Raw genomic sequence first — 220 nt, 5'->3', positions numbered from 1 at the left:
ACGTGTGACCGGGTGTTGTGGCTGGAGCGGGGGGAGCTGTTGATGGACGGTCCCACGGACGAGGTCATCAAGGCGTACGAGAAGGAAACCAACCGCTGAGATCACGGTCGGTCGCCGGTGGTGATGTCATGGACAGCGGGGACAGCGGGGACAGCGGGGACAGCGGGGACAGCGGGGACAGCGGGGACAGCGGGGACAGCGGGGACAGCGGGGACAGCGG

Annotated in this window: 1 pseudogene; it reads left to right on the top strand. The window is 68.2% G+C overall.

The window, feature by feature from the left end:
- A pseudogene (locus IF55_RS41110) lies at nt 1-99 on the top strand (ABC transporter ATP-binding protein); the annotation flags it as partial.
- Nucleotides 100-220: the final 121 nt, after the last annotated feature.

The organism is Streptomyces varsoviensis, from assembly GCF_000718635.1.
Lineage (GTDB): Bacteria > Actinomycetota > Actinomycetes > Streptomycetales > Streptomycetaceae > Streptomyces > Streptomyces varsoviensis.
Note: the sequence above shows the minus strand (reverse complement) of the source record. Positions and strands in the feature narration are given on the sequence as shown.